The organism is Leuconostoc mesenteroides subsp. mesenteroides (assembly GCA_009676745.1).
In the GTDB taxonomy this organism is placed as follows: domain Bacteria; phylum Bacillota; class Bacilli; order Lactobacillales; family Lactobacillaceae; genus Leuconostoc; species Leuconostoc koreense.
In genome coordinates this window covers 1,474,860-1,487,789 of the sequence record CP046062.1, presented here as the reverse complement: position 1 = coordinate 1,487,789, position 12,930 = coordinate 1,474,860, and the positions used below count along the sequence as shown (strand labels likewise).

Genomic DNA, 12,930 nt, shown 5'->3' with positions numbered 1-12,930 from the left:
TAAGGTACGCTATAAAAAGTAACGCTATATCAACGTTTTAAAGCACTAAAAAATAGAACATTTTCAAAACCTTTCACAAAGTCCTTAAAACGCCTATTTCATCACGTCATTTTTAAAATTTCACAAGTAAACTTGTTTTAGACCAATTTTCTAAACTCTTTGATGTACGCATCTAACTGTTCTTGCGAACTTTCAATATGCTTCATCAAATCGACAATATCCTGTGTAAAATTAAAAACATCAACATCTCTTATTTCTGTAATAAATCGTAACGCTTTTTCATTTTCAATTGCGCCACTTTCAACATCAATATTCTTAACAATATTTCTAATGTTAGCCATTTCATTGGCATCAATCGAACGTAACTTATCCAACATCAACGACATATTTCTTGAACCATTCACTAGACTTAACCTAGTTCGCTCAATTGCCATAATATCATCTGCCATTATTTTCCCTGTCTTTCTCTTATTGCGATATTTTCACGCATGTATTCATGTAAATTAAAATCTTTTGGTACTTCTGGTGCAAAGAATGACCTGACTTGACTGTCCCCAATCTTAATAAAGCCCCAACCTTTCAAACTAGATGACAAAGGGCGCAACTGCTTTTCATTATCAGGGAATACCATTTTTTCAATTTCAGGTGTTGGCACACCAATGTTAATACGCATATTCAATTGGTTACGTATTGCCATAGGTAACGTGCCTGCATCAGGTCTTTGCATACCAATTAAAATATAAAAACCTAGTTCACGTCCCAACATAGCAATCTCTCTAAGATTTGACATTGCTGTCTCATAACTAGCTTTAGTTGGGTCATCATAAGCCAATCTATCATTCATTTCATAATAAGCACCAAATTCATCAAACACTAAAAAATAAGGTGTAAACCCAAAATCTTTATAAGTCCCAACTTTACCCGATGCTTTAATTGCTTCAATTTTTTCAGCACGAGCCATCATTTTAGTATAAAAATCTATCACAGCTTGATTGATTTCAGATGCCACACTAAAAACATTATTTTTTAATTCAGGTACATGTTTTAAACCAGCTAAATCAGACCGTTTTGGGTCAATGATATAAACAAATTTAGTAACCTGTAATAACTGCCCAATAATCGCAAACATAGTATAAGATTTACCAGTACCAACGTTACCTGATAGTAAAGCATTGTAGAAAGTATCATACTTCCAATCAATACCCTTTGAAATTTGCAATAACCCTTTTTTAGGTTTCAATTCTTCTAACTGTCTTCTAAACTTAATCGGGTCAAAAGCAAAGGTACTAATCATTTTATTTTTACTAAATTCACTTGTTTGTCTATCAGCGAGTAATGCTGTTTCAACAACATTATCAAACTCATTTTTAGAAAAACTTTCCATGTATTTCTGGCCGTCTACTGGCTCTTGTAAAATCAGTTGACCTGTTTTGTGTAATACCTTTAATTTTAATTTTGGGAAATAAGCTATAAATGTCCCATTATCATCACTAGCAGTATCAAAGAACCCTTTGGAAACAATCAACAGGCTTATCATCTGGCGTAATTCAACTGTTTTCAGGTACTTTGAAATAAAGTCGGAATGTTCTGGGGCATAATTCTTGTAAAACCAAAAAAAACCCCAACCAAACAAACCAGTCAACAAGATGCTTAACACAATAGGCAACAAATACCACCAACTATATTGTCCTTGCATCAAGGCTTGAAAAATGTTTAAATACCAAAAACCAAAACAAACTGTTACTACAAACCAAACAAAAAGCAAAGTCCTTTTAAATAAAGTCTTTGCTAAATACTGATCGCTGTATTTAATTTTCTTAAACACTAACTATTCCTCCAACATATTAAACATTACAAATTCAAAGAAAAAAAATAAATCAAACTTGAAAAAAAACCAAAACCCCAAATAAACGCTACCAAACTTAATTTCCAATCTTCCCCTTTCTCAACAAATATAATGTAATTAAACCAGATAAAGAAACTAATCAAAAAATATTTTAATAAGTCTATCCAATTCATAAATGTACCCCTTATCAATTACCCGATAGAAAACGACGACACGTCAAGCCACTACCAGCCAATAAACGCCACTCAACTTCAATGTTTGAAGCATCTGTCTTACCTGACTTCAAACATCTTTCAGCTTGTTTGTAAAAACCAAATAATTCATTATCATAAACCCTAAAGCAAGCCACACTAGAATAAAAAACACTATTCACTAAAAAATCATGAAATTTATCAGAACAACGCTTAGCATCTTTTACATCAGCAATAGTAATAACACCGCTCTCTCTATACTTCGGAAAATAAGATTGTTTAAATTCATCAACTGTTAAGCCAAACATTAACGTTCACTCTCCAATCTCTGCATCTCATCATTGATGACATAATCATACATTTGATGTGTGAATTCATTTCTAAATCGTTCAAATTTTTGAGGACTGCCCTTAATCTCATTCAAAGTAAGACTATGTTGGTCGGGATAAGGACTATCACTAGCATAATCTTGCCAAGCAATCTTTCCATGAACATTGATAATTGCTTGAGCTAACAACAACACATTTTTACGTGTCATACGATACTTTTTAAATTCACTCATGATTAAACCTCTTTTTCATCACTTTTAACAGGCACATAATCATTTCTAATCAATGCCGATAATTCATTGTAGCTATCAATATATTCAAGATAATTACCAAAAATATCTAAGCTATTATAATTACCTGCTCTAACCATTAACTTTGCTTGTTTTGCAAAATACTCTAACGACATATCATGATAAATAAAAGCATATCTTGCTTCATCAAAATCTTTGATTTGGTCTTTGATTGCTAAATACTTATCATGAAATAACTTATAAGCACGTTTAGCTTTCCGTGAAACATCTTCATTCACAAGCATACCCTCGGAATAACCAAGCATTGTACTTTGTAAATCTGCCATTGTAAAATCAACTTTAGTCATCAACCTTACCTCTGTTCGTTACATCAAAGCGAACCACATCTCGCTTTTTATCCAAAATAACCGTAATTGTATAACCACTGGCTTCAATCTTTAAAGTAAGTTGCTTTTTATCAAAAGCAGTCACTGTCTTACCAGTAATCACACCAGTTGTCTCTTGAATATCTTTTGACAAATCACTAGCCTGTGGCATAGTAATTGCCAAGTCTTTTGTCTTATAAATATCTTGTGCCAACTGATCTAATTTTTTCAATTCGGCATCATGTCTAAAATACACATACCAAATGCCAACCCCAACAATCACTAAAAATACAACATTCATTATTAGTTCCTACTTTCTTATCCGTACTTTGCTTCAAGCTCCGCACCAGCGTTCTTATCAACTGTCTTAAAGGCTTTCGTCCATTCTTCAAATAACGAATGGATAACCACCTTACCGACACGACCATAAATATCCCTAAACAAACATTGACCCTTTTTCAGGTCTTTTAACATATCCATATTTGATTTATTCACTGGCAAACCAAAATGTCGCAAGATATTTTCACGCTCACTATCATCAGCGCTATCAAAGGCAAATATTTGTCCATATTGACCGTTACTCTTTTCATCATTGACATCACCAACTCTTTGAGTGGAATATATCAGCATATTGTTTTCAGAACGACCCAAACGCTTGATGCCGTCCAAGACTTTACGTCCAGCAGGCGAAGCGTTAAATATCCACGCTTCATCAATAATTTCAGCACTAAATCGTTTCGTGTCTTCACGTCCAAATTTTTCAAGGTACTTACCTAATGCCAACATAATCGATACCGAATATTTTTGTGTTTCAGTGTAACTACGTACTTCTTGTTCAGCGTGTGGCAAGTCCAAACCCGTCACTTCTAAAATTGTCCGTTGATTATTAAATTCGATACTATCCGTTTGTCCGTTACTAAAAGCAAGTTTTAACATACTATCAGGAATGACACTCTCATAATAATTCGCTAACTGTTGTGACTTCTCATTGCCAGCTTTTAGAATTTCGATAATCGCCATTGTACCAACTTGTTCGCCTGCTAATCGTTGATTACAAACTTGCTTAATTGCATTCGTCAAAGCCGTATCAAGTTCCATATCTTGTGAGATTGACCGAACTTGTACCAACATTTCCTTAACCAACGTCAAGACACTAGGTATTTCATCAACTGTACTTTTACTGTTCAAAGTAAGCATTGGGTCAAGAACACCACGGTTAGCACTATCATTGGCATTCAAAGTCACATAATGAAATGAATTCATCAGCTTAGTGAAAAACGGGTTTTCATTATCTTCCAATGATGCTTTAAACCAACGTCTCACTTCTTGCTTAGGGTCAACGTACAACAGCTTGACATCGAACATAGCAAGATAATTCAACAGAATTTTAACTAAGAATGACTTTCCTTGTCCGGTATCGCCAGTGATCGCTATGTGTGGACTATCTGTTTTCGCCCCAACAATTCCTTTGTTGGCAATCACTGGGTTGATTAAAAGCAATGTTCTTGAAGATGCCACGGCGCTATCGACACTAAAGTAACGGTTTGTATCTAACACACGTCCAATATAAAAGCCAGTTCGAGACCCTAATTCGTGACTAGTACCAAACATCAACTGGGCTAGGGCTGGCGCATTGGTAAATTGTCGCCAACGTTTAAAAACGCCCAAATTAGTCGCTGGCAGATTTTGATACAACAATAATTCTTGATTAAAACTAGGTTGAAAAACTTCTATTTCACGACTAAAGGTAGATAATCGTGTTTTAATTTCTCTAATCTTAGTTTTTAATTGCTTAACATCATCATCACGCACTACTAGAACTAACAGCCATTGCATAAAAGCATCTTTACTATCCATAACATCAGCCAAGTCTTGTGCTAAAGCATAATTTGTTCGAGAACGCTTTGAACTATCATCATCACTTGACAAGGCATCTTCTAATTCATCTTTGTACTTTCCTTTTGAACTTCTAGTCTCTTGTTTCATTCCTTTAAAACCGTCACGTTGTGGAAAATTGATTTTAAAATGAACTTCAACAGGAAATTTAAACGATTGTAATTCAGGAATAAGCGCTAAATTGTCTAGTCTATCAGGCAAATTCAAAACCAAGTGACTAATATAGTCTGTTTCTTCCTGCGTTTCACGTTTGACAATACCCAATTTTGCTAAATCAAAAGCCGTATCACGCATGTTAGAAAAATCTTTCATTCCTTGATGATGATAAGTTGAGCCTAACATATTGATTAACTTTTCTTCGGACATTTTAACGGCATCTAGCGGTCGCAAAATACCAAGTACATCATCATTCATAGTTTGATAACGTTCAAAGAATTTGTCATCAAACTTGACCTGATAACGCATGGTTTCTGCCAATCTACGCAAGATTAAATCTGTGGCAAACTGGAACTTGTCTTTTAAGTCGTCCCCAACACTGGTATTTTTCAACTTAACACCAATATAGAATTCATCACGAATTGCTGGCTTAAATTCACTTTCCAAAATATCGACTTCTTCTTGACCCATATAGTATTGCGCCACATCAGCTATATCTTTTGCCCAATCAGGACTAGTGCCTTGAATACGCCCCGCCAAGTCCATATCAACTGGAATCAACTTCAAATCAACATCATCATATTTTTGTAAACGCTCAAACACATCAACAAATGTTTCTTTAAAATTGCTTTTATCTTGTGCATTAGCGACATTGATTTGAAATGGTTTTAACTGATAGTAAGCCCACACATCACCGATTATTGTCAGGAGTAAATTATCTTGATATTGCACAACTGGGTTTTCGTACTTTACATTGACATTCTTTGCCATACTTAATGACCTACCTTTCTTTTAAAATTTGTCATTGATCACTTGCCCCAGTTTCTGCAAAATTGTTAATTTGTTTCACATCAGTTGAGACAAGCTTCATGTTTGGGTTATTAGGTTTCATAAACGTTGGTGTTTCTTGTATCGCAAAGTCAGACACATAATGTTTGTTATTGACGTTTTGCACATTGATTGTTTGAATTTGTTTGTCCTCATGATTGAAATTCAAAACATTGTGCCAAAAGATTTTGGGATAGACCTTTTGACAATGTGCGCAATCGGCATTGTAAAACATCACAGCTTGTACATTTGTATCTAACCCTTTCACATCATTATTTTGAAAATACATTGATGCTTTCGGGATAAAATAAAAACCAGCCACTAATAACAAAATGACTGGTAATACGCTATTGATAATAATTGTAATGGGTTTGGGTAACTGTTTTTTATTCCCTTTCTTAGTTTCATTACCCCCTTTAATATAATGTTTCATCATTCATTCTCCTTACTGTATTTGATTGATTTTAATTGATGTTAGTTTCTGCGTTTTTATATCAAACCAGCCATGTAAAAGAACGGTTTGATTGATTGCTTTTTGACCTGTACCACTAGTTTGTACAACCACATTCGCTAGGCTTTCGATTGTTTGATTATCTAAATCACTTGTATAACCTGTGGCTGTTTGATACTCACTAGTTAAACCAAGATTATCAATTCGTGACCCACCAGTGGCATCTAGTCCACTATCAAATAAACTGTTTTGCTGGTCTTTAGATAGTGACACAATACCAGACACCTTACTAAATCGCTTATCATAATCTGACTGACTACTAAAAGTATAATAAGCCTTTGCAAATTCTAATAACTTTCGTTTAGCTGTCGCATCATTTGCATTGTAAGTCGTTTGCAAGTTATCAATTTGTGTCGTGACATGCTTTTGTGTTTTAGCCACTTGCGACACTTCCTTTCTAACTTCTGCTATCTGTGACCGTTTATGATTTGTGATTGACATTGTGATGCCAAGACTAACTAAAAGCAAACTCATAATGCTAAGTAAAACCTTATTTTTCATTATCGAATGCCCCTTTCAAGTTTAGTCGTGACATATCAGTCACTTGCTTTTCATCAGTATCATAAGTGATTGTGTAAGCCACACTTTGTACATCACTCTTAGCAATAACTAAATATTCTAAATCAGACCCCCAAGCATTTTTAAGCCCGACAAGTGGTACATCATAATGTGCCTTGTCACTAAACGTCACAGTAGGCGCAAAAGTCTGTGTTAATTCGTTAATCACTTTTTGTGATGCCAACCCTTTCAAACTATCAGGATAAGTTGAAGTAGGCTGATTACTAAATGTTTTTACAAAATTAGTGACTTGATTAGTGCTATCACTAACTGTCGATTGTTGTGATTGAGGACTAGATACGATTGTCTTTGACTTTTTTTGACTTAATTTAGCTTGCTTTAAATCAGCTTTAGCTTGAACTAATTGTTTATCTAAATTAGGCATCTGATTAAATTGTGTTACAAGAATACCAGCCAAAACTAAACACGCAACAATGATTAAACGGCTATTTTTCATACTATCTCCTTTCGATTATTTACCTTGAATAAAGGTTACGCCTTGACCTGCTGTTAATTCTCTAAAACTAACCGTTCCAGTCCCAGATGCCACAACATTACATTCACTAACTAAGAAATGCTTACCGTCATCACTGATCGCTTCAACTACGGCTACGTGTCCGTAAGTCGGGTCGGCACCGTCTGCACCTTGTGAGAAACTAACTGCCCAACCCACATGTGGTTGACTATCAGTTTTATACCCTTTGGCTTTAGCATTCTTACCCCAATCAGCACCATTACCTAAGCCATTTTCTACTGGTGTGCCTAATTCTTGCATACGATTATAGGTATACCAAGTACATTGTCCGAATGGATAAGTATTTGATGATGACGTGGCTGTGAAATTCGTATCTTTAATTTTGCTTTTATAGGCACTAGGAATTTCTTTAACTGGCGCACCACTAGTTCCCATACCTTGCGCAACATTGGTTGAGCAACCACTGGAATTATTAGTTGTGTTATCAGTATTTTGAGTTGTTTCAGTACCAGTTGTGGCGGTGTCAACGGCTGTATCTGATGACCCATTGGAAAACTTAGCATACCAAGAACGAGCATAGCTTTGTCTTGTAGCTGTTGTCCCAACACCACCACGTTCCCAACTAGCTCTTAAAAATTCAGTGGCATCATCAACGTTAGTCATTTTCAGACCTTGCTTTAATAAATCAGAGTTCGTGCCGTCATGATTAAGGGCAAAATCTAATTGCAAGCTGGCATCAGTCCACTTTTTATTTTGAGATTTCGCATAATTCAGCAACTCAACACGCCTTGAATTGTCCCATTGATTAAGCCCAAAAGCGTAACCACTGATACTAGCGTTCATTGCCGTTGTCTCATTGTAAGTTGCATTTGATTGCACAACACTAGCATTAAAACCACTTTCATGTTGTGTATTACCCAGATAACCAGCAATACCAGCTTCGGTCACACTTGATATTTTTTTAAGGTTGTCATGCAATGACTTAGCAACCGCTTCTTTATCAGCACTGGTTGTGACACTAACGTCTGTACTGGTAGATTGACACTGATCACTATTGCTAGAAAACATACCAATAATGACAATAATTAAAAAAACAAGGGATAAAATAGCTATTAAATAGCCTTTCAGAAGTTTTTTCATCGCAACTCCTTATCTAAATCTTGCTTGTTTTGTTTACGCTGTTCAGTATCAGCTTGTAAACGTTGATTAAAATGTGTGGTATCATCTTTTGACTTCAATACCTTTGAACGTGCCTCACGTCTTGTCTGTGCCTCTTTAGAACCGGTTTCATAACTTTTACTTGATTTACGTCCTGTTGGCTCTGTGGCGCTATCAGACGTTTCAGGGACTTTCTTTAATTCTTTAGAACGTTGATAGCGTGGCAATTTCACTTCATCAGCAATTGCTCTACTATGTGTACCGTTATTATCAGGCAAATCATTGCCCTTTGACTGTGGCATGTCATGTGGTGTATCTTGATTTGGCATTGCATTCTTTAAACGACTAGCACGGTCTTTTTTCACTTGTGCTTGATGCTTTGCCATATCTTTTGAAAGGTAGTCTTTGCGAGCTTGCTTACGCTTTGCTTGTTCTTCCTGTTCAATTTCATCACGAAGTTCATCATCATCAAAATCATCACTATGCTTGTCTTTGTAATTGTCTTTCATGTCTTTGCCACGTTTGATACCGTTACGTGCGCCTTGATACATACGATTAGCACTATTACGCATTTCATTTGCCGTACCTAGTGCTTCACGTCCTGCCCGAGTCATACTGATTTTGTTCATAGCATTATTAGCTACACTTGAACCAGTAATCGTTTGCACTAACCAACTTTTGTTTTTCCAAAGTAGAATCATCAAAACAATATAAACAATTGAGTTTAACATTGAACTTGCACTATTTGTTGGTGGAATAACAGTATCGGTCACATTGCCAACCCAACTAATAAACATGATGCCAAATAACAAACCAACCTTAGCAAAAAGCAACCCCAGCGCACCCATTGCAGTTTTTAAAGCACTATTCGCAAATTTTGGAAGAAGTGAAATCATAATTGTAAAAGGCGCTAAATAATACAGTAAAATAGCCCCTAATTGAACTAATAGATTAGCTAAACCAACCATTAGTAAAGGTATACCATAGGCAACCGACATCACTGGCGACATAAAGGCGATTGCGACTTGATACCATTCTTGTCCGCCTTTCTTTTTAATATAACTATTATTCTTCGCAAATTCTGTCAACACATCATCAGTGACGTTACCACCAATTAAACGATAAGGGTTACCCATTTTATCATTACCTTTTTCGGCATCTGCCATTGTGGCAACACCATAATTACCTAACAAAAAAGGTCGCTCAACCGCTTTTGTAAAGTATGCGTATCGTAAAGTACCTTGGAAATCATCGCCAGTTGAAGTATAACCACTATCATCAATATCACTTGTCGCCACAAAGACGGCTGTTTGCGCATTAGAAGTTAACGTATTGATTGTTTTTAATACTGTACTACCACCACTAACCCAAGCCGAACCGACAACTGCAATAACAAGTATCGTAAGAATTGATTTTAAACCACCTCCATTTTTAATACTTTTTGCAAACGTCCAAATAAGCCCAATGCCAAATGCTACATAAAGTAGTCCTTTTAAGGCATCACTTTGCCATGCTTTTTGAGAATATTTTCCCACGCTACCTAAAACTTTATTGATACCATCAGTAATATTCGTCAAATCAAACATCGTTGATAGTGACTTATCAAACAACGGATAAACAATATTTAAATTAACAGCTGTAAACAGATCAGTCATAATATGTGCCGCACCAGAAGAAAAATCTGTCAATGAACTATCTTGATGATAGAACTTGTAATTTTGCAAAATATGACTGTTTACCCAGTTCATATTATGTTGAGTTAGATTTAATTTAATTTCTGTCTCCGTATAATCACTAGTGGAAGAAGTATCCCCTGACTTTTTTTCCGCATCACTGGTTACTTCTCCGACTGCTTGTTCAGCTTGCTTTGAAGCATCATCGATTGCCTTAGTAGTATCATCAGAAATTACGGAACTGTTCGAATTACTACTATCATTGGCAGATACTTGTGTTTGTGCAAAACCCAAAACAAACAAAAAAGAAGCCAAAATAATTAGCTTCCGACATAATTTTATTAACATGTGCTTTCCTTTCAAAATAAAAAGCGCCTGCAAACATTGCAAACACTAACATATTTATTGAACTGTATTATTCGTCCAAGTATATACTAATGGCTGATTATCATAATACAACCGTCCAATGTGACCTGTTACCATTTCTTTTTTTGATAAATCGTAAGCTATTATCACCGTTGGCTCATTGTTTTTATAACCATTCTGAAATAGTTTTTGAACAACTACGTTCTTTGCTTTATTATAATAGAGTTCAATTTTTGCATAGTTACCACCGTCAGTATTCATATCATTTTCATAATTATTAACACCAGTAGCTGTCATAGCTTCATCAACACTAGCTTTATCAATAATACCGTCATTTGAATATTTAACAGTGTAGTCTTTACCCTCAACGTATTTACTAGTTGATGAGCTTGATATACTCGATGCACTACTACTTACTTTAGCCGTTGCACCAGTTTCTTCAGTAGTCGCACCCGAATTATTGGAAATTATGACCCATGATGCTAATAAAATGATAATGACTAAAGCTAGTCCTGCAATCACTAGATACAATAAATTCTTTTTCTCAAATTTTTTTGGTTTTTCAGACATATTCATTCTCTCATATCGTGTTGTTAATATATCCATTCTATCACACCAACCTTTCCATTTTTTTGTAAATTAAAATGTTACCTGCTGGAACTGCCCCAGCACTGCCCTATCTTTCAATTGACGATAACATGATAAAAACATGCTTTCACATGCTTTTTAAAGACTATAAAATTTGATACCGCTTATGATTACTATTCAAATGTTTATCCTGATACAACTGTTTCTTTTGAAACCAATAACGCCAATAATGTGTTAAAGCATATTTAAGCGTTGTCTCAAATGGTAAATCATCAACTTTGAGTAGTTTGTCTAATTGATAAACACCAACTAATGTGCTAACCAATAGAGCAAACCCCAATGTTAAACCCCCATTACTCACAGTATAAAGTTTGAATACAAAGATAATCACGGCATCGATCACCGTTGTAATTGACAAAACGCCAGCAATTCGAGTATCAATAAAAACTGGTAACTTGAAATCGCCATAAATCGTTTTGAACTTTGCCGAATTCGTGTAAACTCGCCTGTAATTGTACATAGACCTTAACCCCCTAGCCCTTGAATATAATTCAAAATTGTATTCATCAAACCAGAAAAGGCATTTAATGTATTGGCTGGTCCATTGACGAAGAAATAAACCAAAGCGCCAATTAAAATTGTTACCCACATGGCTTTTGTTTCATTCTTACCATAATGACCGATTGAACGGCCACCAGCGATAACAACAACACCAAAAAGCAACACAGGTTTCAAAGCGTTATAAATATCCATAATACTCCTTTCTATGCTTGTACAAATTTAGTGACAAAATAGGTTGATGATTGTTTCTTCAAATCTAACCTAATTGTCTGTACTTGCATAATGTTTGTACCATGAACTTGAACCGTCATTGTCGCTGTCACAACTGGCTTTTCACTTGTGCCTGTTACTTTGATACTACTATCATCTAACGTCACAAGGTCAACAGCACCATTTAACCCCACAGGGTCGGACATTAACATTGACATATCTTTAGTTGAAGATGATACATATTTTTGTGCAAATTGTTTGGTAAACTTAACGACTTTTGCCGTGACTTCACTATCGTTGATTGTCTTACCAGTTTTATCAAATCTTGCAGTCCCTATGTGTCCGACACTATCAATTGTGTTGGCAACATAAGGCAAACCAATCACGGTTAGTTTTTCATTTTCCTGCGCATACGGTACATTAACCGTCATATCACTTTGTTTGCCGTCCGCTTCAACCACCAAGCTATACTGTGCTGTTTTGACACTATCCACAGTGAAGATGCCATTTAATTTAGCACTATCTAACTTCATTTTGGAATTGCCAACGTTGTTAGGTAGTGTGATATTACTCGCCAAATATTTACTTAATTGTTGCGAACGACTATCAGCGTTACTATCTGATGAAGCATAATAAAGTGTCAAAAAGTTGGCAAGATATTGTCCGACAACAGGGTTGTAACTGGTTGTACCAGCACTTGCTTTATCCAATTTTTTGCTTAAAGTTGTGACCGTTGCACGCAACGTTTTATTCTTTTGAGCGATCGCATTAGCAAGTACCAATACATAACTAAAGTAAATAAAAAGCCCTATTAGAAATAATAGAACTATCTTACGTACCTTACCTAAATTCATTGTGTGAGCTTTAGGTATTTTTACTGCTTTTTCCTTTTGCTTTTTTTCATACTCAAAATTCACTTTGAGTTTTGGGAGACCACGCATTTCACACCCCCTTTCGCTATTTTTAAA

The 12,930-nt window shown here is 35.4% G+C and carries 16 protein-coding genes; all 16 read right to left on the bottom strand.

The window, feature by feature from the left end; genetic code table 11:
• Positions 1 to 137 precede the first annotated feature (137 nt).
• On the bottom strand, positions 138 to 449 hold the full coding sequence (locus GJV51_07385; protein QGM25803.1) for a hypothetical protein: 312 nt from the start codon (positions 447 to 449) through the stop codon (positions 138 to 140).
• Positions 449 to 1,825 (bottom strand): cell division protein FtsK, encoded by a 1,377-nt coding sequence (locus tag GJV51_07380; GenBank protein ID QGM25802.1) that lies wholly within the window; start codon positions 1,823 to 1,825, stop codon positions 449 to 451. Before GJV51_07380 ends, GJV51_07385 begins: the two co-directional genes overlap by 1 nt.
• A 208-nt stretch (positions 1,826 to 2,033) precedes the next feature.
• Entirely contained in the window at positions 2,034 to 2,345 is a 312-nt protein-coding gene (locus GJV51_07375) for a hypothetical protein (protein ID QGM25801.1), read from the bottom strand.
• On the bottom strand, positions 2,345 to 2,602 hold the full coding sequence (locus GJV51_07370) for a hypothetical protein (protein ID QGM25800.1): 258 nt from the start codon (positions 2,600 to 2,602) through the stop codon (positions 2,345 to 2,347). Before GJV51_07370 ends, GJV51_07375 begins: the two co-directional genes overlap by 1 nt.
• On the bottom strand, positions 2,602 to 2,964 hold the full coding sequence (locus tag GJV51_07365; protein QGM25799.1) for a hypothetical protein: 363 nt from the start codon (positions 2,962 to 2,964) through the stop codon (positions 2,602 to 2,604). The genes GJV51_07370 and GJV51_07365 overlap by 1 nt, the downstream gene beginning before the upstream one ends.
• On the bottom strand, positions 2,957 to 3,286 hold the full coding sequence (locus tag GJV51_07360; GenBank protein QGM25798.1) for a hypothetical protein: 330 nt from the start codon (positions 3,284 to 3,286) through the stop codon (positions 2,957 to 2,959). Before GJV51_07360 ends, GJV51_07365 begins: the two co-directional genes overlap by 8 nt.
• A 14-nt stretch (positions 3,287 to 3,300) precedes the next feature.
• On the bottom strand, positions 3,301 to 5,805 hold the full coding sequence (locus tag GJV51_07355) for a DUF87 domain-containing protein (GenBank protein QGM25797.1): 2,505 nt from the start codon (positions 5,803 to 5,805) through the stop codon (positions 3,301 to 3,303).
• Positions 5,806 to 5,836: 31 nt separating this feature from the next.
• A complete protein-coding gene (locus tag GJV51_07350; protein ID QGM26118.1) occupies positions 5,837 to 6,295 on the bottom strand; it encodes a thiol-disulfide isomerase in 459 nt (152 codons plus the stop codon).
• A gap of 12 nt (positions 6,296 to 6,307) precedes the next feature.
• Positions 6,308 to 6,874 (bottom strand): hypothetical protein, encoded by a 567-nt coding sequence (locus tag GJV51_07345; protein ID QGM25796.1) that lies wholly within the window; start codon positions 6,872 to 6,874, stop codon positions 6,308 to 6,310.
• Entirely contained in the window at positions 6,864 to 7,388 is a 525-nt protein-coding gene (locus GJV51_07340; GenBank protein ID QGM25795.1) for a hypothetical protein, read from the bottom strand. The genes GJV51_07345 and GJV51_07340 overlap by 11 nt, the downstream gene beginning before the upstream one ends.
• A 15-nt stretch (positions 7,389 to 7,403) precedes the next feature.
• A complete protein-coding gene (locus GJV51_07335) occupies positions 7,404 to 8,546 on the bottom strand; it encodes a CHAP domain-containing protein (GenBank protein ID QGM25794.1) in 1,143 nt (380 codons plus the stop codon).
• Entirely contained in the window at positions 8,543 to 10,585 is a 2,043-nt protein-coding gene (locus tag GJV51_07330) for a hypothetical protein (GenBank protein ID QGM25793.1), read from the bottom strand. Before GJV51_07330 ends, GJV51_07335 begins: the two co-directional genes overlap by 4 nt.
• A gap of 54 nt (positions 10,586 to 10,639) precedes the next feature.
• Positions 10,640 to 11,209 (bottom strand): alanyl-tRNA synthetase, encoded by a 570-nt coding sequence (locus tag GJV51_07325; protein QGM25792.1) that lies wholly within the window; start codon positions 11,207 to 11,209, stop codon positions 10,640 to 10,642.
• A 127-nt stretch (positions 11,210 to 11,336) separates the two neighbouring features.
• Positions 11,337 to 11,711 carry an MFS transporter permease gene (locus tag GJV51_07320; protein QGM25791.1) on the bottom strand — a complete coding sequence of 125 codons (375 nt, stop codon included), beginning with the start codon at positions 11,709 to 11,711 and terminating at the stop codon, positions 11,337 to 11,339.
• 5 nt (positions 11,712 to 11,716) lie between these two features.
• On the bottom strand, positions 11,717 to 11,944 hold the full coding sequence (locus GJV51_07315; GenBank protein QGM25790.1) for a hypothetical protein: 228 nt from the start codon (positions 11,942 to 11,944) through the stop codon (positions 11,717 to 11,719).
• Between the two features lie 11 nt (positions 11,945 to 11,955).
• Positions 11,956 to 12,903 carry a conjugal transfer protein gene (locus tag GJV51_07310; GenBank protein QGM25789.1) on the bottom strand — a complete coding sequence of 316 codons (948 nt, stop codon included), beginning with the start codon at positions 12,901 to 12,903 and terminating at the stop codon, positions 11,956 to 11,958.
• Positions 12,904 to 12,930: the final 27 nt, after the last annotated feature.